Origin of the sequence: Enterobacter sp. ECC-249 (assembly GCF_043965265.1) — a bacterium.
Lineage (GTDB): Bacteria > Pseudomonadota > Gammaproteobacteria > Enterobacterales > Enterobacteriaceae > Enterobacter > Enterobacter quasiroggenkampii.
On the sequence record NZ_CP143660.1, the window covers coordinates 296906 to 318935 of the forward strand.

The 22030-nt window shown below is 56.8% G+C and carries 16 protein-coding genes and 1 pseudogene; 10 read left to right on the plus strand and 7 right to left on the minus strand.

The features are described from left to right. Positions 1-5: 5 nt before the first annotated feature. Positions 6-2048 carry an oligopeptidase A gene (gene prlC, locus V1587_RS01545; protein ID WP_371898973.1) on the minus strand — a complete coding sequence of 681 codons (2043 nt, stop codon included), beginning with the start codon at positions 2046-2048 and terminating at the stop codon, positions 6-8. A gap of 207 nt (positions 2049-2255) precedes the next feature. Here prlC and V1587_RS01550 point away from each other — a divergent pair, with 207 nt between their 5' ends. The 4 genes from V1587_RS01550 (at position 2256) to V1587_RS01565 (ending at position 7688) form a co-directional block, all read left to right on the plus strand. After that, positions 2256-3098, plus strand: a complete 843-nt coding sequence (locus V1587_RS01550; RefSeq protein ID WP_032640380.1) for a 23S rRNA (adenine(2030)-N(6))-methyltransferase RlmJ — start codon at positions 2256-2258, stop codon at positions 3096-3098. A 71-nt stretch (positions 3099-3169) separates the two neighbouring features. Next, positions 3170-4522 (plus strand): glutathione-disulfide reductase, encoded by a 1353-nt coding sequence (gorA, locus tag V1587_RS01555; RefSeq protein WP_371898972.1) that lies wholly within the window; start codon positions 3170-3172, stop codon positions 4520-4522. Between the two features lie 135 nt (positions 4523-4657). Next, on the plus strand, positions 4658-5839 hold the full coding sequence (locus V1587_RS01560) for a glycoside hydrolase family 5 protein (RefSeq protein WP_371898971.1): 1182 nt from the start codon (positions 4658-4660) through the stop codon (positions 5837-5839). A gap of 199 nt (positions 5840-6038) precedes the next feature. Further along, entirely contained in the window at positions 6039-7688 is a 1650-nt protein-coding gene (locus V1587_RS01565) for an alpha,alpha-trehalase (protein WP_371898970.1), read from the plus strand. 124 nt (positions 7689-7812) lie between these two features. On the opposite strand, the gene V1587_RS01570 is transcribed toward V1587_RS01565, so the two are convergent. After that, positions 7813-9402, minus strand: coding sequence for an STY4199 family HEPN domain-containing protein (locus tag V1587_RS01570; RefSeq protein ID WP_371898969.1), 1590 nt, complete (start codon positions 9400-9402; stop codon positions 7813-7815). Between the two features lie 148 nt (positions 9403-9550). Between V1587_RS01570 and V1587_RS01575 the strand changes: the two genes are divergently transcribed. Continuing rightward, positions 9551-10090, plus strand: a complete 540-nt coding sequence (locus V1587_RS01575) for a GNAT family N-acetyltransferase (protein ID WP_371898968.1) — start codon at positions 9551-9553, stop codon at positions 10088-10090. A gap of 71 nt (positions 10091-10161) precedes the next feature. Then, positions 10162-10260, plus strand: a pseudogene (locus V1587_RS01580) (lysozyme); the annotation flags it as partial. Between the two features lie 86 nt (positions 10261-10346). Here the strand turns inward: V1587_RS01580 and V1587_RS01585 are convergent. After that, positions 10347-11105, minus strand: a complete 759-nt coding sequence (locus V1587_RS01585) for an SDR family NAD(P)-dependent oxidoreductase (protein WP_371899044.1) — start codon at positions 11103-11105, stop codon at positions 10347-10349. 119 nt (positions 11106-11224) lie between these two features. On the opposite strand from V1587_RS01585, the gene V1587_RS01590 reads away from it, so the two are divergent. From V1587_RS01590 to V1587_RS01600, 3 genes are all read left to right on the plus strand, one after another. After that, complete coding sequence (locus V1587_RS01590; RefSeq protein ID WP_371898967.1) at positions 11225-12124, plus strand: LysR family transcriptional regulator; 900 nt, start codon at positions 11225-11227, stop codon at positions 12122-12124. 52 nt (positions 12125-12176) lie between these two features. Then, a complete protein-coding gene (yhjD, locus tag V1587_RS01595) occupies positions 12177-13202 on the plus strand; it encodes an inner membrane protein YhjD (protein ID WP_371898966.1) in 1026 nt (341 codons plus the stop codon). A gap of 260 nt (positions 13203-13462) precedes the next feature. Further along, positions 13463-14785 carry an MFS transporter gene (locus V1587_RS01600; RefSeq protein ID WP_371898965.1) on the plus strand — a complete coding sequence of 441 codons (1323 nt, stop codon included), beginning with the start codon at positions 13463-13465 and terminating at the stop codon, positions 14783-14785. A gap of 93 nt (positions 14786-14878) precedes the next feature. On the opposite strand, the gene V1587_RS01605 is transcribed toward V1587_RS01600, so the two are convergent. Together V1587_RS01605 and pdeH are read right to left on the minus strand one after the other, a co-directional pair. After that, positions 14879-16921, minus strand: coding sequence for an AsmA family protein (locus V1587_RS01605; RefSeq protein WP_371898964.1), 2043 nt, complete (start codon positions 16919-16921; stop codon positions 14879-14881). 65 nt (positions 16922-16986) lie between these two features. Continuing rightward, the gene (gene pdeH, locus V1587_RS01610) at positions 16987-17760 is read right to left on the minus strand and encodes a cyclic-guanylate-specific phosphodiesterase (protein WP_371898963.1); all 774 of its coding nucleotides are present in this window, start codon (positions 17758-17760) and stop codon (positions 16987-16989) included. Between the two features lie 229 nt (positions 17761-17989). Here pdeH and V1587_RS01615 point away from each other — a divergent pair, with 229 nt between their 5' ends. Next, positions 17990-18919, plus strand: coding sequence for a sugar kinase (locus tag V1587_RS01615; protein ID WP_371898962.1), 930 nt, complete (start codon positions 17990-17992; stop codon positions 18917-18919). Between the two features lie 87 nt (positions 18920-19006). Here the strand turns inward: V1587_RS01615 and V1587_RS01620 are convergent, their stop codons facing one another. Further along, positions 19007-20500 (minus strand): M16 family metallopeptidase, encoded by a 1494-nt coding sequence (locus V1587_RS01620; protein ID WP_371898961.1) that lies wholly within the window; start codon positions 20498-20500, stop codon positions 19007-19009. A gap of 227 nt (positions 20501-20727) precedes the next feature. Beyond that, entirely contained in the window at positions 20728-22014 is a 1287-nt protein-coding gene (locus V1587_RS01625) for a dicarboxylate/amino acid:cation symporter (RefSeq protein ID WP_045909063.1), read from the minus strand. Between the last annotated feature and the right edge of the window lie 16 nt (positions 22015-22030).

Genomic DNA, 22030 nt, shown 5'->3' on the forward strand with positions numbered 1-22030 from the left:
AACAATCAGCCTTTGATCCCGTAATGCTCAAGCATCGCATCCAGCTGCGGCTCGCGACCGCGGAAGCGTTTGAACAGCACCATTGGCTCCTCGGAACCGCCGCGGGTCAGGATGTTATCGAGGAACGACTGGCCAGTTTCGCGGTTGAAGATCCCCTCTTCTTCGAAACGAGAGAAGGCATCCGCCGCCAGCACGTCGGCCCACAGGTAGCTGTAGTAACCCGCCGCGTAGCCGCCTGCAAAAATGTGGCTGAACGCGTGCGGGAAGCGGCCCCAGGTTGGCCCAGGGATCACGGCGACCTGCTTTTTAATCTCGGCCAGGGTTTCAAGAATTTTCGCGCCCTGCTCCGGGCTGAACTCGGCGTGCAGGCGGAAATCGAACAGGCCGAACTCCAGCTGACGCAGGATAAACATCGCCGCCTGGTAGTTCTTCGCTGCCAGCATTTTATCCAGCAGCTCTTTCGGCAGCGGTTCGCCGGTCTCGTAGTGACCGGAGATAAACGCCAGCGCGTCCGGCTCCCAGCACCAGTTTTCCATAAACTGGCTCGGCAGTTCGACCGCATCCCACGGCACACCGCTGATGCCTGCCACGCCTGCGGTTTCGATGCGGGTCAGCATATGGTGCAGACCGTGTCCGAACTCGTGGAACAGGGTGATCACTTCATCGTGAGTAAAGAGCGCAGGTTTGCCGTTTACCGGACGGTTGAAGTTACAGGTCAGGTAGGCGACCGGCTTCTGCAGAGAACCGTCTGCTTTACGCATCTGGCCCACGCAGTCGTCCATCCACGCCCCGCCGCGCTTGTTCTCACGCGCGTAGAGATCGAGGTAGAAGCTGCCGCGCAGTTCGTTTTTCTCGTCATACAGTTCGAAGAAGCGCACGTCCGGATGCCAGACGTCGATATCGGTACGCTCTTTGGCGGTGATGCCGTAGATGCGCTTCACCACTTCGAACAGGCCGTTAACGGCTTTGTTTTCCGGGAAGTACGGGCGCAGCTGCTCGTCGCTGATGCTGTAGAGGTGCTGCTTCTGTTTTTCGCTGTAGTAAGCAATGTCCCACGGCTGCAGCTCGTCCACACCGAACTCCGCTTTCGCGAAGGCGCGCAGCTGGGCCAGCTCTTTTTCACCCTGCGGACGGGCGCGTTTCGCCAGATCGGTCAGGAAGTCGAGCACCTGCTGCGGATTTTCCGCCATTTTGGTGGCGAGGGATTTATCAGCATAGTTTTCAAAGCCCAGCAGCTGGGCCAGCTCGTGGCGCAGGGCGAGGATCTCCGCCATGACCGGGCTGTTGTCCCACTTACCGGCATTCGGCCCCTGATCGGAGGCGCGGGTGCTGTAGGCGCGGTACATCTCTTCGCGAAGCGCCTGGTTGTCGCAGTAGGTCATCACCGGCAGATAGCTCGGGATATCCAGCGTCAACAGGAAGCCTTCCTGCTCTTTCGCCTCGGCCTGCGCTTTTGCCGCCGCCAGAGCGCTTTCCGGCATGCCTGCCAGCTCCGCTTCGTTGGTAATCAGCTTCGTCCAGCCCATGGTGGCGTCCAGCACGTTGTTGCTGTACTGGTTGCCGAGCTCGGACAGGCGCGCGGCGATTTCACCGTAGCGGGTCTGTTTCTCTTTTGGCAGGCCAATCCCGGACAGCTCAAAATCACGCAGGGCGTTATCGACCGATTTTTTCTGCGCCGTGTTCAGTTCGGCATAATGGTCGCCGTCGCGCAGGTCGCGGTAGGCTTTGTAGAGCCCTTCGTGCTGGCCGACCCAGGTGCTGTACTCAGAGAGCAGCGGCAGGGTTTGCTCGTAGGCTTCACGCAGCTCCGGGCTGTTTTTTACCGAGTTCAGGTGGCTTACCGGGGAGAAGATGCGCCCCAGCACGTCGTCCACTTCGGCCAGCGGCTGACACAGATTTTCCCAGGTGTACGGCCCGCCCTGCGCTACCACGCTTTCTACCGCCGCGCGGCAGTTGTCCAGCGATTGCGTAACGGCTGGAACCACATGCTCGGGGAGGATTTTAGAAAACGGCGGCAACGAAAAAGGCGTCAGTAATGGATTGGTCATAAACGCTGTCCTGTTGAAATAGGTGAATGAAGCGCGCATCCGGCGCTGTGCATATGGGATCTAGAATGGGGTTAAGTGTAGAGGATTTCAATGCCGGACGTTGTCGAAAAGAGCCCGGTGGCGCTGCGCTTGCCGGGCCTACGGGTAATCTTTGCCGTTCTGCTGTAAACTGTGGCAAATCGTCAATTCAGCGGAATATCATTACCCATGCTCAGTTATCGCCACAGCTTCCACGCAGGCAACCACGCCGACGTCCTTAAACACACCGTTCAGAGCCTGATCATCGAGTCGCTCAAAGAGAAAGAGAAGCCGTTTCTCTATCTGGACACCCACGCGGGCGCGGGCCGTTATCAGCTGAGCGGCGAGCATGCCGAGCGTACCGGTGAATATCTGGAAGGGATTGCCCGCATCTGGCAGCAGGACGACCTGCCTGCGGAGCTGGAGCCGTATATCGGCGTGGTGAATCACTTCAACCGCAACGGCCAGCTGCGCTACTACCCGGGCTCGCCGCTGATTGCACGCCAGCTGCTGCGCGAGCAGGACAGCCTCCAGTTGACCGAATTGCATCCGAGCGACTTCCCGCTGCTGCGTTCTGAATTTCAGAAAGACAGCCGCGCCCGCGTGGAAAAAGCCGACGGCTACCAGCAGCTGAAAGCCAAGCTGCCGCCGGTTTCCCGTCGCGGTCTGGTGCTGATCGACCCGCCGTACGAAATCAAAACCGACTATCAGGCAGTGGTAACCGGCATCCACGAAGGCTACAAACGCTTTGCTACCGGCACCTATGCCCTGTGGTACCCGGTGGTGCTGCGCGCGCAAATCAAGCGCATGATCAAAGACCTGGAAGCCACGGGTATCCGCAAAATTCTGCAGATCGAGCTGGCGGTACGTCCGGACAGCGATCAGCGCGGCATGACAGCATCCGGCATGATTGTAATCAACCCGCCGTGGAAGCTCGAAGCGCAAATGAACAACGTGCTGCCGTGGCTGCACAAAACGCTGGTGCCTGCGGGTACAGGCCACGCCACCGTCAGTTGGATCGTGCCGGAGTAATCGCAGCCATCGGTGGAAACTATTGATTTCAGGTATACAATCGCGGCAATTCACGATTAAGGACAAAAGCTATGACTAAGCATTATGACTACATCGCAATCGGCGGCGGCAGCGGCGGCATCGCCTCCATCAACCGCGCGGCCATGTACGGCCAGAAGTGCGCGCTGATTGAAGCCAAAGCGCTGGGCGGCACCTGCGTGAACGTGGGTTGTGTACCGAAGAAGGTGATGTGGCATGCGGCGCAGATCCGTGAAGCTATCCATATGTATGGCCCGGACTACGGCTTTGACACCACCATCAATAACTTTGACTGGGACAAGCTGATCGCCAGCCGTACCGCCTACATCGACCGCATTCACACCTCGTACGACAACGTGCTGGGCAAAAATAACGTCGACGTTATCCACGGCTTCGCCCGCTTTGTGGACGCGAAAACGATCGAAGTGAACGGCGAGACGATCACCGCCGATCACATCCTGATCGCCACCGGCGGTCGTCCGAGCCACCCGAACATCCCGGGCGTGGAATACGGCATCGACTCCGACGGCTTCTTCGAGCTGCCAGCCCTGCCAAAACGCGTTGCCGTTGTTGGCGCGGGGTACATCGCGGTTGAGCTGGCCGGCGTGATTAACGGTTTGGGTGCAGAAGCACACCTGTTCGTGCGTAAACACGCGCCGCTGCGCAGCTTTGACCCGCTGATCGTCGATACGCTGGTTGAAGTGATGAACACCGAAGGCCCAACCCTGCACACCAACGCCGTGCCAAAAGCGGTCGTGAAAAATGCAGACGGCAGCCTGACCCTGGAACTGGAAGATGGCCGCAGCCAGACCGTCGACTGCCTGATCTGGGCGATTGGCCGTGAACCGGCTAACGATAACTTCAACCTGGGCGTGACGGGCGTGAAAACCGACGAAAAGGGCTACATCGTCGTCGATAAATTCCAGAATACCAGCGTACCGGGCATTTACGCTGTCGGTGATAATACCGGAGCGGTTGAGCTGACCCCTGTAGCCGTTGCGGCAGGTCGTCGTCTCTCCGAGCGCCTGTTTAACAACAAGCCGGACGAGCATCTGGACTACAGTAACATCCCGACCGTGGTCTTCAGCCACCCGCCAATCGGCACCGTCGGCTTAACGGAGCCGCAGGCGCGCGAGAAGTATGGCGACGACCAGGTGAAAGTGTATAAATCGGCCTTCACCGCGATGTATACCGCCGTCACCTCGCACCGTCAGCCGTGCCGCATGAAGCTGGTCTGCGTCGGTCCGGACGAGAAGATTGTCGGTATTCACGGCATCGGTTTCGGCATGGATGAGATCCTGCAGGGCTTCGCCGTGGCGCTGAAGATGGGCGCCACGAAGAAAGACTTTGATAATACCGTGGCAATCCACCCAACGGCGGCGGAAGAGTTTGTGACCATGCGTTAAGGGCTTTTCGCAGGAAAGCACGTCATAAAAACTGGCCTTCGCGGGCCAGTTTTTTTATATGGCTCGATAATTTAAAGACAAAGCTTCATCATCCCAGTGAATATAAAATCATCACCACGCTAAAAAGGAATTGAGATGAAAGCGCTTATTGGGTTGACCCTGCTTCTTTTTTGCTTTGCTGCCTCCTCATCTGATCAAATCACCTTCTGGGATACCCCTCAGCACGGTGGAAACAGCTTTAACCGCCTGCCGCCCACGCAGGAATACTATGACGCGCTGCGTGGCTATGGCGCGACGTGGGTTCGCCTCTCTTATGACAAATGGAAACCTGCCGGGAGAGATTTTCTTCTCGGCAACGCCGACGGCTACCGTGGGCTCGAGGCCACAGACCTCGCGACGCTCAAAGCTTCCATCAGGAAAGCACGCGCGGCCGGGCTACAGGTTGTCATTGCCCCACTCTCTTTACCCGGCATGCGCTGGGCGCAAAATAACAATAACCAGTTTGATGACCGCATCTGGCAGGACAAAAAATACTGGCAGGAAGCCGCTCGGTTCTGGCGTGATTTGGCCCTGGCCCTGAAGGACGAACCGGGCATTGCGGCCTGGAACCTGGTCAATGAACCCGCGCCTGAAAAAGGAGGCAACATTAGCGAGCAGGCGTCGCCAGAGGCGTTAAAAACCTGGTATCAGCAGCAGCAAAGCACGGCGCGTAACCTCCCCGCACTCTACAATCAGATTATTGCCGCCATCCGCGAGGTTGATGCCACCACACCGATTATGGTCGATGGAGGCTGGTACGCCTCCGCGCGCGGTTTTTCTGGCTGGCCATCCGCGCTTGAGGATAAGCGGGTGCTATACAGCTTCCACATGTACGAGCCCTATGATTTCACCAGCGCGCCAAATGCACGCCGTAAGGTGCCGTTCGACTATCCTGGCATGGTCACGTTCGGCGGTAAAAAGGTGAAATGGGACGCAACGGCCATAGCGAAATGGATGGACGCGCCCTTTGACTGGGCGAAACAGCACGGTATTCCGGCAAACCGGATTGTCGCGGGAGAGTTTGGCTGCGTTCGCACGCTGCAGGGCTGCAGGCAGTGGCTTAATGATGTCCTGACCGTCCTCGACAAACATCATGCACACTGGGCATTTTATGCTTTTCGTGAAGATGCCTGGGACGCCATGGACTATGAGCTGGGGAAAAAACCGGTGCCGTGGGCCTACTGGAAAGCCATCGAGGATAACGCACCCGATACGCTCAAGCGCCATTCTACCGAGGAATTTGAACCGATTGCTAAGCGGCTAAAACAAGGCCTTTGATCCGGGAAACTCGCCTCTTGTTCAGTAGCCTCTTTTGAAGAGGCTACTGTTAACATACATAAATCGTTGCAAAACGAATGCTCCGAAAATAGTGATCTACCGCACATATTCCTCCCCATCTACCGAAGCGAATGTCTACGCTTATAAGACGCCCGGATAAACCTGTCTTTTGAACACACAACCGGAGGTCCCTATCACCATGTTCAACCAGAAACTACAGGCTACCGAGAACATCGAGTTCGAGATTGCAGAAGAGCTGCGCTACGAGACCGATCCCTGCGAGTTGAAACTGGATGAAATGATTGAGGCGGAGCCGGAACCCGAAATGATCGAGGGGCTACCCGCCTCCGATGCATTGACGCCCGCAGACCGCTATCTTGAACTGTTCGAGCATGTTCAGTCGACGCGGCTGTTTGCGGACAGCAAAACCTTCCCCGACTGCGCGCCGAAGATGGATCCGCTGGATATCCTGATCCGCTACCGCAAGGTCAGACGCCACCGGGATTTCGACCTGCGCCAGTTTGTGGAGAATCACTTCTGGATGCCGGAAACGTACGGCACAGAATATGTCTCCGACCCGGGACTCTCCCTGAAAGAGCATATTGATAACCTGTGGCCGGTGCTGACGCGCGAGCCGCAGGATCATATTCCCTGGTCTTCCCTGCTGGCGCTGCCACAGGCCTATATCGTACCCGGCGGGCGATTCAGCGAGACTTACTACTGGGATTCTTATTTCTCCATGCTGGGGCTGGCGGAGAGCGGTCGTAACGATCTGCTCAAGTGTATGGCGGACAACTTCGCCTGGCTGATTGAACGCTACGGGCATATCCCCAACGGTAACCGCACCTATTATCTCAGCCGCTCCCAGCCGCCGGTCTTTGCCCTGATGGTGGAACTGTTCGAGGAGGACGGCGTGCGCGGTGCGAAACGCTATCTGGATCACCTCAAAATGGAATATGCCTTCTGGATGGACGGCGCGGAGTCGCTGCTGCTAAACCAGGCTTACCGCAGCGCCGTGCGTATGCCGGACGGTTCACTGCTCAACCGCTACTGGGATGACCGCGATACCCCGCGCGACGAATCGTGGATTGAGGACGTGGAAACCGCGCGCCACTCGGGCCGTCCGCCAAACGAGGTCTATCGCGACCTGCGCGCGGGTGCGGCGTCCGGCTGGGATTACTCGTCCCGCTGGCTGCGCGATCCGTCGCGGCTCGCCAGCATCCGCACGACGCAGTTTATCCCCATCGACCTGAACGCCTTCCTGTTCAAGCTGGAAAGCGCCATTGCCAACATCTCGGCGTCGAAAGGGGACAAAGAGACGGCCGACCTGTTCCGCCAGAAAGCCAGCGATCGCCGCGAGGCGGTGAACCGCTACCTGTGGGACGAGGAGAGCGGCTGTTACCGCGATTACGACTGGCGACGCGAAGAGCTGGCGCTGTTTTCTGCCGCCAGCATTGTGCCGCTGTACGTTGGCATGGCGACCCACGAGCAGGCCGAGCGCCTGTCGGATGCGGTCAAGGCGCGACTGCTCACGCCGGGCGGTATTCTGGCGACCGAGTACGAAACCAGCGAGCAGTGGGATAAACCCAACGGCTGGGCGCCGCTGCAGTGGATGGCGATTCAGGGGTTCAAGCAGTACGGCAACGATTCGCTGGGCGATGAGATCGCCTGGAGCTGGCTGCATACGGTGAACCATTTCTACAAGACGCACCACAAGCTGATTGAGAAATACCACATCGCCAGCAGCACGCCGCGAGAAGGTGGCGGGGGTGAGTATCCGCTGCAGGATGGTTTTGGCTGGACAAACGGCGTGGTGCGGCGGCTGATCGGGTTGTATGGGGAACCTTAAGTGGGGTGCGGTCTGGTGCCCTCACCCCTCACCCTGCCCTCTCCCCAAAGGGGCGAGGGGGAAAAGACCGCACCGCGCAGTCCCCTCTCCCCTTTGGGGAGAGGGTTAGGGTGAGGGGAAAATGTTAGCGGATCACCTCATAAATGGCGCTCTGAATGGACTGCCATTTTTTGGTGGCGGCATCCGGCTGAGACTGCGCGCGACGTGTAGCCATGTCGAGATCGTGCTGCTGGCGTTTCACCACCGCAGGCACGGTGCAGAAAGCTTTGAGATACTCTTTACGTACCGAGGTCAGAGACTCGCCGTTCGACATGGCGTGGCTGAGCGTGTTGATGAAGCGGCGACACGGCTTCTCTTCCACCATGTTCTGCCGGTAGCGTAACATCAGCTCCAGCACGTCGTCATAGCCTGCCGACATCGCCTCTTCGGTCCAGGACAGCTTCCAGTCCATACCGCCCTGCAAAAATAGCAGGGTCACGCGGGTATCGTTGCGGTTAATGGCCGAGCGGAAATTATTCTCGTCCCACGTGACCCCCATGCGCGTGAGCGTTTCGCGCGAAGAAGGGGTCTCGCGCATTTCCTGCGGAGGAGCCGCTTCAGCCGCGCTGGCAGTTGCAGGCTGCGGTTTGCTGCTGGTCACCAGCCAGAATCCCCCCGCTACGATGGCAATCACCATGACGCCAACCGCCCCCCATAGCGCACCGGAAATGAGCTGCTCGCGTTGTTCGGGGGTGCGCGGCGCGCGCTGGGTCGGCTTTTCAATGGTGTCACGGACTTCAAACAGATCCCCGCCGGTGACCCGATCCATTTTCTGCGCCTTTTCCCAGAAGGTATGCAGTTCGCTGGCATCTACCGCCATAAATCCCGCGGGATTGACGCGCGTTCTCCCCTCTTCAAACGCGCGCTGAACGGGCCGCGCGATCTGCGCATAGTAGTTATCAAGCAGCTGAATTTGCGCCGAGCTTAACGTTTTCTGAACGGTGATGCTGTTGCGGATTTGCCGAATGTCATCGAGAAAGGTTTGCAGCGTTTTGCGCGGTTCAACCAGCAGCGTCAGCATGGACGGGTCGCTGAACAGCGAAGCGTAATAGCGGCTGAACTCTTTTTTATCCACCAGCATCTGCGCCAGTTCACTGAACATCATGCCGCTCAGGACATCGTTGATTTCGCCAAGCTTCAGCCAGCGCCGAACGCGATCGGCGTTAAACAGGGTCTTAAGATGGTTGTTCAGCCGCACCTGATCGGGCCAGGCCTGCTGGATGAGCCCTTTAATCATCAGCTCGATCGCGCGCACCTGCTTGTGCGCCTGCTGCTGCTGGAGTTCGCTTCCCGGTGCCAGATCGGTGCTATAGGTCAACAGCGGCTGCTGCAGGCGAAGGTGTTCCAGCGCGGTCACAAACCGCATCGCCGCAATAAGCTGGTTTTCACTCACATCCTGTCCGCTTTCATACTGCGGAACGCGCTGCTGTAGCAGGCGCAGCTGGAGCGTAAATTCCGACATCTCGGCATCATTCAGGTTGAGTTTTTTCGCAACGGCTCCCCAGCCGCCCAGCGCTAATCGCGCGCTGTCGAGTTGTTCCAGGAACCAGCGTGGATCTTTGCCCTCAGAAGCATGTACATTCAGAAGGAGTAAAATTTCAACCGACGCATGGCGAATGACCGCCAGACAGTGTTCGAACTGTTCGCGAATATGATGTGATGTGCTGAGACTCATTGTTTTCCTTAAGCGACAACGAAGACATCCGGAATGGGCACGAGACGCCCTTTTTTCTTTTTATTTATACGCGGTTAACCATACCTGACTTTCTGTTGAAATAAAGTGACAACCCTAAAATGATTTAAAATGTTTCAGGAGAATCTGAATGCCGGTTTTAATTACCTCTCGCCTTACCTGTTCACCCCTGCAGGAGCAAGACTGGCCCTTTTTTCTGGCGCTCCAGCAGCACCCGGACGTTATGCGCTTTGTGGCGGAAGACCGCCCCGTCGCGGCAATCCGAGAGGCGTTTGATTCGCGCCTGACGCAATGGGCACCGGGCAGCGCGCACTGGCTTTGTCTCGTCGTACGTGACACCGCCTCGCAGGCCCCGCTGGGCGTTACCGGGTATATTCATCGGGAGGAGGACTGCGCCGAAGTGGGCTTCCTTTTCGCACCCGAGGCGCAGGGGAAAGGTTACGGTTTTGAATCTCTGAAAGCGCTTTGCGATTACGCTTTTCATGAGGGCGGTATACGGCGACTCACCGCCACCGTCACCGCGGGGAATGTCGCGTCAAAACGCCTGCTGGAAAAAGCCCGCTTTCGCCTGGAAGGTGAATTACGCGAGAGCTATTACCTTGCAGGGCGCTGGCAAAATGACTGGCTATTTGGTTTATTGCAGCAGGAATACCTGAATAATAATTCCTGACCAACGCCTTTTTAGCAGATATTTCCCGGACGTCGTTTCCTCTACAGTGTCGCTATTAAGAGGAAACGAATATCAAACGTCATTCGCGGAAAATATTTTCTGCGGCCATTGCGTTAATAAAAAAACATCAGGATCTTTCTCTGGAGAAATATCCTGATGAAAATGGGTTATCGGCTATGGCTGCATGCGTTCTTTAATCACTGTCGGTATGCAGACACATTCATAATAAGGGGTTCCTTCCCCTTACGCGCGTGCATTACAGGAACATTCCGCCAGACACTTCAATACGTTGCGCATTCATCCAGCCCAGCTTATCGCTGAGCAGTGCCGCAATGGCATCGCCAATATCGTCCGGCAGTCCCACCCGTCCCAGCGCCGTCTGCGATGCCAGCATCTGATTCAACTCCGCGTTGTCGCGCACGCGTCCACCGCCAAAGTCAGTTTCTATCGCGCCCGGCGCAATGATATTGACGGAAATTCCGCGCGCGCCCAGCTCTTTCGCCTGATAACGCGTCAGCACTTCCATCGCCCCCTTCATGGCCGCGTAGGTCCCTGAGCCCGGCTGGGTAAAGCGGGCCAGCCCGCTGGAGACGTTGAGGATACGTCCGCCGTCGTTAAGCAGCGGCAGCAGGCGCTGGGTCAGGAAGAAAGGTCCTTTGAAATGAATGTTCAGCGCTTCATCAAACTGGGCTTCCGTCGTGTCGGCATAGGGCGCATATAAACCCGTTCCGGCATTGTTCAATAAATAGTCAAAGGTTTCACGCTGCCAGACGGTACTAAGGGTTTCCTGAAGCTGTTGGGCAAAATGATCAAAACCCGAGATATCCCCGACGTTGAGCTGTAATGCCGCTGCGTTGACGCCTTTTTGCTGAATTTCATGCACAACATCCAGCGCTTCCTGCTGGCTACGGTTGTATGTCAGGATAATTCCCGTGCCGTCTGCCGCCAGCTTTAATGCAGCGTTTTTACCCAAGCCACGGCTACCACCCGTCACTAATGCGATACGTTCACTCATCATAAACCTCGTTTTGGCTGTTAAGGAGATTGAGAAAGAGCTTATTAGGTGATAGAAAATCAATAAAGATGGGTTAAAGCGCTTCACTGTTTCAACAGCGACAACAATGAGCTTTCGCTATGGATAAAATTCACGCAATGCAGTTATTCGTCCGCGTCGCGGAACTGGAGAGTTTTTCCCGCGCGGCCGAAACATTAACCCTGCCGAAAGGCAGCGTCTCGCGACAAATTCAGGCCCTGGAGAATCGGATTGGCACCCAGCTATTGCACCGCACCACGCGCCGCGTCAGCCTGACGCAGGACGGCATGGTCTATTACGAACGGGCGAAAGATCTGCTGGCAAACCTTGATGAACTCGACGGTATGTTTCAGCACGATCCCTCAAGCATCAGCGGCCGTCTCCGCGTGGATATGCCCGTCAGCGTTGCTCGAAATTTAGTCATCCCTAAACTGCCTGCTTTTCTGCAGCACTATCCGGGCATTGAACTGGAGCTCAGCAGCAGCGATCGCCTGGTGGATGTGATCCGCGAAGGGTTTGATTGCGTCGTTCGCGTCGGAACGCTGAAGGATTCAGGGCTGATTGCCCGTCCGCTGGGCAAGCTGTCGGTGATTAACTGCGCCAGTCCGGATTATCTGGCGCGATTTGGCTATCCGGAAACCCTGGACGATTTAGGCTCACATGCCGTCATCCACTACGCCGCAATGCTGGGAACCCGCCCGCAGGGCTTTGAGTTTTATAACGGCAGTGCGACGCAGTGGATAAAAACGGGCGGGGTGTTAACCGTCAACAGCACGGAAACTTACCAGGCTGCCTGTCTCGCCGGGCTGGGCATTATTCAGGTGCCGCGCGTTGGGGTGCGCGATTTACTGCGCGCGAAGAAACTGATTGAAATCCTCCCGCAATACCGGGCCGAACCGATGCCTGTCTCCCTGATTTATCCCCATCGCCGCAACCTCTCCCGCCGGGTCCATCTGTTCATGGAGTGGCTAACTGAACTCACAAAAGCTTACGTGGACTAGTCGCAAGCTATAATTCAAAAACATATCCAGCTCAACGAAAAGGAAAATGCGCGTGACGCCGGAAAACAACCCGCAACGACCCACCCAAGATTTAGAGTATGAGCCCGTCAAAAAGATGGAAACCGGGCCCGAAGAGGCCAAAACGCCAGGCACCGCCAGCAAAGCGCTGGGGACTGTCACCGGCATCGCCGCGAGAATTCAGCAGTTTCCCATGGTTGCGCATCTGATACGCGCGACCGAGCGTTTTAATGATCGCATGGGGAACCAGTTTGGTGCCGCCATCACCTATTTCTCCTTCCTGTCGATGATCCCAATCCTGATGGTCTCGTTTGCGGCGGCCGGTTTTGTGCTCGCCTCACACCCGACGCTGTTGCAGGATATCTTCAATAAGATCCTGAATAACGTCAGTGACCCGACCCTTGCCAGCACGCTCAAAAGCACCATCAATACCGCCGTTCAGCAGCGTACTACCGTCGGCATCGTCGGTTTGCTGATTGCCCTATACTCCGGCGTTAACTGGATGGGCAACCTTCGCGAGGCCATCCGCGCCCAGTCGCGCGACGTCTGGGAGCGTAAGCCGCAGGACCAGGAGAAAATCTGGGTTAAGTATCTCCGCGATTTTGTTTCGCTGATTGGCCTGCTCGTCGCGCTCATCGTGACGCTTTCCATTACCTCCGTGGCGGGCTCGGCGCAGCAGATGATTATCTCCGCGCTCTATCTTGATTACATCGAATGGCTGAAGCCCGCCTGGCGCGGCATTGGGCTGGCGATTTCCATCTTCGCCAACTACCTGCTGTTCTTCTGGATCTTCTGGCGCTTGCCCCGCCATCGTCCGCGCAAGAAGGCGCTGATCCGCGGCACGTTGATTGCGGCAATCGGCTTTGAAGTGATTAAAATCGTGATGACCTACACGCTGCCGTCACTGGTGAAATCCCCGTCCGGCGCGGCGTTTGGCTCGGTGCTGGGGCTGATGGCGTTTTTCTACTTCTTCGCGCGTTTAACCCTGTTCTGCGCGGCGTGGATTGCCACCGCCGAGTACAAAGACGACCCGCGAATGCCGGGAAAAACGCATCGGTAAAGTCACTCCCGGGCTGAAATTTCAGCCCGATTGTTCATTTCAGCATATAAATCCAGTCCGTAACTTTTATTTAACCGAAAACCAGTTTTATTGACTAATATTTAAAATCTGTGAAGCATTTCATAGACGTGTTTTGGCTGGCCTGAACATTATCCGCTTTTTGTTGATTTTATAACCAGCCAGCGGCTTTGTTACAGATTGAAATGTCGCTTTTGCTGTGCGTAATATGGCCTTTCGTTCGACAAAAATAAGAAAATATTATGCAAGCAACCGCCACCACACTCGACTCTGAAACGGAAAACGTTCCGGTAAATTCGCGCAATAAAGTCGTCGTCGCCTCGCTGATTGGCACCGCCATCGAGTTCTTCGACTTTTATATTTACGCCACCGCCGCGGTCATCGTCTTCCCGCACATTTTCTTCCCGCAGGGCGATCCGACGGCAGCCACGCTGCAGTCCCTGGCGACCTTCGCTATCGCGTTTGTTGCGCGTCCGATTGGCTCCGCGCTGTTTGGGCACTTTGGCGATCGCATCGGACGTAAAGTGACGCTTGTGGCCTCGCTGCTGACGATGGGGATCTCCACCGTGGCTATCGGCCTGCTGCCTACGTATGAGACCATCGGCATTCTGGCGCCGGTCCTGCTGGCGCTGGCGCGCTTTGGTCAGGGTCTGGGCCTGGGTGGTGAATGGGGTGGAGCTGCGCTGCTGGCCACCGAGAACGCCCCGGCGCGCAAGCGCGCTCTGTACGGGTCATTCCCGCAGCTTGGCGCACCGATTGGCTTCTTCTTTGCCAACGGAACGTTCCTGCTGCTCTCCTGGCTGCTGACGGATGAACAGTTCATGAGCTGGGGCTGGCGTATCCCGTTTATCTTCTCAGCCGTGCTGGTGCTGATTGGCCTGTACGTGCGCGTTTCTCTGCATGAGACCCCAGTTTTCGCGAAAGTGGCCGCAGCGAACAAACAGGTGAAAGTCCCGCTGGGCACGCTGCTGACCAAACACGTCCGCGTGACCGTGCTGGGCACGTTTATCATGCTAGCCACCTACACGCTGTTCTACATCATGACCGTTTACTCCATGACCTTCAGTACCGCCGCCGCGCCGGTTGGGCTGGGCATGCCGCGTAACGAAGTGCTGTGGATGCTGATGATGGCGGTGATCGGGTTTGGCGTGATGGTTCCGATTGCCGGCCTGCTGGCGGATAAGTTCGGTCGTCGTGCAAGCATGATTACCATCACCACGCTGATCATCCTGTTTGCCCTGTTCGTCTTCCCGCCGCTGCTGGGTTCCGGTAGCCCGGCGCTGGTGATGGCCTATCTGCTGATTGGCCTGAGCCTGATGGGGCTGACCTTCGGCCCGATGGGTGCGCTGCTGCCAGAGCTGTTCCCGACTGAAGTGCGTTATACCGGCGCGTCGTTCTCGTATAACGTCTCGTCTATTCTGGGTGCCTCCGTTGCGCCGTATATCGCTACCTGGCTGCAGGCAAACTATGGCCTGTTCTATGTGGGCGTCTATCTGGCAGCCATGGCGGCGCTGACGCTGATTGCGCTGCTGCTGACGCACGAGACGAAACATCAGGCTCTGTAAGCTAATGCCGGGTGGCGGCTACGCCTTACCCGGCCTACGATTCAAATGTAGGCCGGGTAAGCGCAGCGCCACCCGGCAATAACAGGCCGCACCTTACTTCTTCATCTGCGACAAAATAGTCCGGCACTGATTCGCCTCGCCTTCTGACGGCGAAATCAAGGCCAGCAGCGCTGCGGCTGGAGTGACCAGCGTCGCAAGCGCGGCTGCGACCGCGCCGCGCGCAATCAGCGGTCCCGGCTTCACGCCCGCCTGCGGATTTTTGAAGGTCCCGCGCACGTACAGCGGCGAGCGCAGCGTGATAATGCGGATCCCCTTACTTTCCGGATCAATCGTCAGATCAAGCTGCTCCGAGGCCATGCTGGCGGTACCGGTCACGTTAATCACCGCGTTTTCCGTATCGAAGGCAAAAATCTGCGGGCGCGCCACGCCGTTCACCAGATCCAGATTGGCCGCCGCGCAGTTCACCCGCACCTCGTCATCACCGAAGATTTGCCCGATGACGTAGTTACCGACGTTCAGCCCCAGGATCTCCATCAGGTTGCGACTCACCAGCCCGTCGTTCATCAGCAGCTTCAGGTTACCATTACCGCTGCCCAGCAGCGCCGCCACGGAGTTCCCCACGCCGCGAATGTCGGCATCACCGTTCATTTCACCGAGGGTTTTCTGCATCAGCTCTACGTTCGGCATTAGCTCTTTCAGCTTCAATCGACGCGCCTGGATCTCCGCCCGCCCCTGCATCGGCTTCTTATCGCCTTCCAGGTGAATATTTGAGGAAATCGTCCCGCCCGCCATGCCGAACTTAAGCGGCTGCAGGCGCAGGTCGGCGTTTTTGAGGAGGATATGGGTCGAAAGATTGCTGATCGGCAGCGTACTGCCATGTTCAATTTTCCCGCCTTTGAAGCGCACATCCGCATCCATCACGTTCCATTTATCGGTTTCGAAACGATCGTAAGGCAATACTTTACCCGCAGGCTGAACGTCTTTTTTGACCTCTTTGGACTTTGTGCCTTTGCCCGAATCCACGCCAATCAACGGACCAAGATCGGCCAGACGCAGCTGACGGGACTCAACGTCCCCTTCCAGCTTCGGACGCGGTTTTCCGGTGGTGTAGGTCAGCGTGCCGTGGATGTCGCTGTCGCCGATGCGGCCGTTGAAATCCCTGTAGTCAAAAACGGACGCTTTTTCGGTATCGATTTTGGCGACCAGATGCCCGTCCGTTTCGAACGGTGGGGTATCCGGCAGCAGCACGCCGGTCAGTTCATACAGCTCGCCCAGCGAATCGCCGGCAAATTTAAGCTGAAGGTCGACGCCGCCCATGTTCATCGGGTCGTTGACCGTGCCCACGAACGCCACGCGGGTGTTACCGGAACGGAAGTCCGCCTGCACCGGGAACGGCGTGCCTTCGCTCCGGAGCGCCAGCATGCCGCCGATTTTCCCTTTACCGCTGAGCGGCTGGTCGTTGTAGCGTCCTTTTGCCGTCAGGCCGAAGACATAGTCGCCCACGCTTGCCGCGTCGCCTTTCGCTTTCGTCCCGGTAACCTCGCTAAACGGCAGCGGCTTGCCCAGCGGATCGACCAGGATCTCCACGTCGGCCTTGCTGACTTTGTCGTCGATGGCGATCCGCCCGCGATCGAAGAGAATATTGTCGAGACGGAATGACCATGACGAAGGCTGGGCATTCGGATCCTTTTCGCCGTCGCTGGCAAGGTTAAACGTCCAGTTGTTATTTTTTTCTGAGAGGCGGATCAGGCGCGCGTCGGGCTGTTGAAGTTTGATCCACGGCAGATAGACCGTTTTGGTGAAGAGCGCGAGCGGAGCCAGCGTGGCTTCAACGCGCGGCAGGTGGATCATTGTGACGTCCGGGATATCCGGCGGGTTACCGAGAATGATGTCGTCAGCATGGACGTGTGGCCAGGGGATCCAGCTTCGCCAGCCGGGCTCCTCTTTCTGACGCTCCCATACCACACCTAAATCACCGCGTATGGCGAAGGGGCGATTCAGTTCGGTTGAGACTTTCTGGTTGATGGTCGGCTTGAGACGGTTCCAGTCAAACGTCGCAATAATGATGGCGACGACCACGATCAACAACAAGAAAATCCCTGCTGTCCAGGAGATTACCCTGGTTGTTCTCGTCATTTTTATCCCCTTTCCTGATGACCTGTCCTGTAAAACTATAGTCCAGACAAAGGGAAGCGGGCTTATCAGAGGGTAGTTATCACGCTATCGAGGCGATCCATGGGTACCGGACGGGAGAGGAAATAGCCTTGCGCCGCCGCTGCGGGAGAGCTTTGCACATCACGCCACTCTTCCAGCGTTTCCACACCTTCAACAATCACGCCCTGACAATAGCGGTTCATCAGCTGTAATAACAGCGTAAACAGGTTCCGCCCTTCCGGGGTCTGACGCAGCATAATGAACAGATCGCGGGCCACTTTAATGTAGTCGTAGCGCACTTCACTCAGGGCGGAGAAGTTCGCCATGCCGGTGCCAAAGTCATCGAGCCACAGCGGGCCGTATTCGCATATCGAAGCAAACGAGGAATCCTGCGGCAGACGGACATGCTCCACCAGCTCAAAGCGCATCCACGGCAGGGTGGCGATCAGCTCCTGCAATTTCGCGTTCTGGCGCAGCGCCAGCAGGGTTGGGCCATCGACGTTCACCGAGGCGAGGATATCGTGCTGTTCGAAAAAGGCGTGCTTCGTTGCCAGCATGCGAAGCTGCTCTTCCAGCACGTCCAGACGCTGGCGAACGGCAACTTCAGCAAAATAGCGATCCGGCGCGATGCGCTGAGTAGGGTTTGAGGGGTGCGTAACGACGGTCAAAATTTCGATGGCCATCAGTCGACCATCTGTTCGGTAGATCGGCTGATAGGTGTACGCACGCTCACATTGCAGCCAGTAGCGATGCTCCTGCAAGTTCTCAATACTTGCCTCAGGCGTAGTGCTCAGCCGCTGGATAACCTGCTCTGACTTCATTTCAGATGTCCTGTTGTTGGGATAGCCTTTCTGGACTCGTCACAGGATTATCGGCGCGACAATTGAGAACTTTATGTTCAATTCACCGGGAAAATGAAATTAAGATGACAGAAATGCGCAGGAACACGCGCTGGCTCAAATAAAATAATGGAACGTTGTTTTAATATAGTTGACCGGTTAATTCACTCAGCGCACACTGCTGTTAATTCTTCTGTTCAGGTTCACGATTATGTCTAAAAAAATTGCCGTGATTGGCGAATGCATGATTGAGCTGTCACAAAAAGGCGCGGAAGTCAGCCGCGGATTTGGTGGCGATACGTTAAACACGTCGGTTTATATTGCCCGTCAGGTCGCACCTGAGGCGCTCACCGTGAACTACGTTACCGCCCTGGGCACGGACAGCTTCAGCCAGCAAATGCTGGAGGCCTGGCAGAGTGAACATGTTGAAACGTCGCTGATTCAGCGTATGGAAAACCGCCTCCCGGGGCTTTATTACATCGAAACCGACAGTACAGGCGAACGCACGTTTTATTACTGGCGTAACGAAGCCGCGGCTAAATTCTGGCTGGAGAGCGACGCGGCCGCGGCCATCTGCGAAGAGCTGGCGACATTTGACTATCTCTATCTGAGCGGCATTAGCCTGGCGATTTTAAGCCCCGCCAGCCGAGACAAGCTGCTCTCACTGCTGCGCGAATGCCGTGCTAACGGCGGCAAAGTCATTTTCGATAACAACTACCGCCCGCGCCTGTGGGCCAGCCGCGAAGAGACGCAGCAGGTCTATCAGCAGATGCTGCAGTGCACCGACATCGCCTTCCTGACGCTCGACGATGAAGACGCCCTTTGGGGTGAGAAACCGGTAGAAGACGTGATTGCGCGCACGCAGGCGGCAGGCGTGAGCGAAGTGGTGATTAAGCGCGGTGCGGATTCGTGCCTGGTCTCGGTGGCGGGTGAAGCGCTGGTTGACGTTCCGGCGGTGAAGCTTGCCAAAGAGAAAGTGATTGATACCACGGCGGCGGGTGATTCATTTAGCGCGGGCTATCTGGCGGTACGCCTGACGGGTGGAACGCCGGAAGCGGCGGCACAGCGCGGGCACCTGACGGCCAGCACGGTGATTCAGTATCGCGGGGCGATTATTCCGCGCGAGGCGATGCCTGTTTAAGTAGGGTGCGGGCTGATGCCCTCACCCTAACCCTCTCCCACAGGGAGAGGGGACTATGAACACCCTCTCCCCTTTGGGGTGAGGGGATTACTGCCCTTGCGGAATATCCGTCGCGTCTTGATGTAAATCATCCGCCGAGACGGCCTGCGCTGGCTGCGGCGCGGTCGCCATAATGGAATCCCAGGTCGTCTGAAGTTCCTTCATGTCATACTCCGGCTCGCCCTTCGGTTGCAGGAGAATCAACGCCATCTCCTGCGACAGCTGCTGGCGGAGCTCCTGGTTGAGCATATCGACGGTCAGACCGCTCAGGAAGTCCTGACGAAGCTTCTGGTACTGTTCCGGTGCAATGTCCACCACCTGATTCTGCAGGGAACGAATACGCTGGCTGATCAGAATGTCGGTATCGGCGCGAGCGTAGGTTGCAAACAGCTTCTGCAGCTCGAGTTTTTTCTGCGCCACGAGCGCGTTGAATTCCTCTTCGGAAAGCCCCTCTTTACGCACTTTTGCCAGCTCTTTCGCCACCACACCCAGATTGGCATTCAGCTTATCGCCCGGCGATTCAACGTTGATGGCGCACTGCGCACGCTGGAACAGCACGCGGCAGTCAAAGCCAAGACCAATATTCTTCACGTTGTTCTTGCTCAGCGTCTGCTGAACGTGCCAGAACAGCGCCTCACGCGCCAGATCGGCACGCCAGTAGCGCAACATCGCCGCGGACTCACGGATGGGCTGCCAGGCGTTGTCCCACATAACGGAGAGGCGATCCTGACGCACGGTGTCCGTCATAATGCTGACAGGCTCTGCACGCAGCGGAGAGAGCGTCGGGACAGGGGCTGGCGTTTCACGCTTGCCTTTCAGATCGCCAAACGCTTTGTTGATCTGCTCCACTACCGCGCGGCTGTCCACGTTACCCACCACGATCAGCGTCATCGCGTCCGGGGTGTACCACTTCTGGTAGAACGATTTTACCTGTTCAGCGTCCACCGGCTGCTTCAGCGGTTCGGCCGGGTCATGTCCCAGTAACGTTGAGCCCTTCAGGCGGTAACGCCACCAGCCCTCTTTGGTATCCCCGGGCCAGGTCGCCACCATGTCGCTGTTGCTCAACGCATAGTTGACGGTGTCCGGCGTAATTGCCAGATTGCCAGAGGCATCAGAGAGATACGTAAGCGCTTCTTTAAGCAGGTCGTTACGGTTATTAGGCAGGCTCAGGTTAAACATGGTGTAGTCATACGAGACCACCGCCGGCGGGAGTGGGCGTTTTGGATCGATGGCCTGCTGCCAAAGCGAACGCACCTGAACCGCTTGCAGGCTGCCGCTCTGCGTGAGCGCCAGCCGGGGAATAAAATGGCTGAAACCGGTTTGCTGGGTGCTTTCCGTGAGGGAACCGGTATTAACAGACAGACGGATTTCAATACGGTCACTGGGACGTTGCGGCGTGGCTAAAACCTGCCACTGAAAACCGTTCGCTAATGTCCCTTGTTGCCAGGCCGGGTCTGGCTGGAGCGCATCTGCCTGCACATAACTGGCTGCTGCCATCATCAGCAAACCGCCGGTTAAGAGTCGAATTTTTGTGCCCTGCATGTGAACCCCTGATCAACATTCCTGGTTAAAAAAGAGTGCCTCGCGACGCGCTTCACTCTTAAAGATGACGATGAAAACACGTCGATTAGACCGCGCGTTCGGCAAAACGTCACGGTCCGAAGTGAAATATACCCAAAAAAAATCTTGTCGAATTATGACAGGTATGAACAGTTATTATGCGCAGGAGCCCGCATCCCCACAAGGGAATACGGGCATTTGTGACAAGATTAAGAGGATAAGCCAGGATTTTTGCTGTCAGTTGAACGATTATTCAGAGTATCGTCGAGCTTTTTGTGATCCAGCTCTTTCACCCATTTCGCCACCACTACCGTTGCCACGCCGTTACCCACCAGGTTGGTTAACGCACGGGCCTCAGACATGAAGCGGTCAATACCCAGAATCAACGCCAGACCCGCCACCGGTAGGTGACCCACGGCAGAAATGGTGGCTGCCAGCACGATAAAGCCGCTGCCCGTTACGCCTGCCGCGCCTTTAGAGGAGAGCAGGAGCACCACCAGCAGGGTAATCTGATGGAAAATATCCATATGGCTGTTGGTCGCCTGAGCGATAAATACGGCCGCCATCGTCAGGTATATCGAGGTGCCGTCCAGGTTGAAGGAGTAGCCCGTCGGGATCACCAGCCCGACCACCGATTTACGGCACCCCAGCTTTTCCATCTTGTCGAGCATACGCGGCAGCGCCGATTCTGACGAGGAGGTTCCCAGAACAATCAGCAGCTCTTCGCGGATGTAACGGATAAATTTGAAGATGCTGAAACCGGTCGCACGGGCGATGGAGCCCAACACCACCACCACGAAAAGAATACAGGTGATATAGAAGCAGATAATCAGCTGACCCAGCTGGACCAGCGTACCGACGCCATACTTACCGATGGTGAAGGCCATCGCACCGAAGGCACCGATGGGCGCCAGGCGCATGATCATATTGATGATGCCGAAGATGACCTGCGAGAAGCTTTCGATCACATTAAAGATAAGTTGGCCTTTGCTGCCCAGACGGTGCAGGGCAAAGCCAAACATCACGGCAAACAGCAGCACCTGGAGGATATTTCCGCTGGCGAACGCGCCAATGACGCTGCCAGGAATGACGTCCAGCAGGAAAGCGACCACGCCCTGATCCTTCGCCTGCTCGGCATAGACCGCAACCGCTTTGGCATCCAGCGTCGCCGGATCGACGTTCATCCCCGCGCCTGGCTGCACCACGTTGACGATGATCAGACCGATAATCAGCGCAAGGGTACTGACCACTTCAAAATAGAGAAGCGCCACTGCACCGGTACGACCTACCGCCTTCATGCTTTCCATGCCAGCGATGCCCGTGACTACCGTACAGAAGATCACCGGAGCGATGACCATTTTAATGAGCTTAACGAACGCGTCGCCAAGCGGTTTCATTTGCGCGCCCAGTTCAGGGTAATAGTGACCCAGCAGAATACCGATGGCGATGGCTGTCAGGACCTGGAAATAAAGACTTTTGAAGAGTGAGGTTTTCATAAGGTGTCCTTGGGAA